The sequence below is a fragment of the Candidatus Kapaibacterium sp. genome, assembly GCA_025059875.1.
GTDB lineage: Bacteria > Bacteroidota > Ignavibacteria > Kapaibacteriales > HRBIN21 > HRBIN21.
The window spans coordinates 1-664 of sequence record JANXCT010000026.1; the positions used below are offsets into that span (position 1 = coordinate 1).

Genomic DNA, 664 nt, shown 5'->3' on the forward strand with positions numbered 1-664 from the left:
GGCGCCAGATATTGCAAGCTGTTCGGGTCGCTGGCAGATGCCACCACGACGGTGGTGTACTCCATCGCGCCGTAGCGTTCCAGCGTGTCGATGAAGCGGGCAATCGCCGCCATCTTCTGCCCAATGGCGACATAGATACAGTACACGGGCTTCTCATCGGGCGATTCGTGGGTGTACTTCTGGTTGATGATGGTGTCCAGCACGATTGCGGTTTTGCCTGTGGAGCGGTCGCCGATAATCAGCTCGCGCTGTCCGCGCCCGATAGGGATCATCGCGTCGATGGCTTTGATGCCCGTTTGCAGGGGTTGTTTCACAGGTTGGCGTGTGACAACGCCGGGTGCAATCACCTCCACGCGCCGATACTCCTCGGCAATAATCGGACCTTTGCCGTCGAGGGGGCGTCCGAGGGCGTCCACCACGCGCCCAAGCAACGCTTTGCCAACGGGCACTTCAATAATGCGCCCCGTGCGCTTGACAGGGTCGCCCTCTTTGAGCTCCTCGTCGGAGCCTAAGATAATCGCGCCGATGCTGTCTTCTTCGAGGTTGAGCACCATGCCCATCACGCCGTGGGGGAACTCCAAGAGCTCGCCCATCATAGCGTCGGGCAGCCCGTACACACGGGCGATACCGTCGCCCACTTGCAAAATTGTGCCGACGCTTTCCG

The 664-nt window shown here is 60.5% G+C and carries 1 protein-coding gene; it reads right to left on the reverse strand.

Features of this window, described 5'->3' with window-relative positions; genetic code table 11:
- Nucleotides 1-664 (reverse strand): F0F1 ATP synthase subunit alpha (locus NZ960_08635; protein ID MCS7177654.1); only part of this gene is annotated, 664 nt, incomplete at both ends.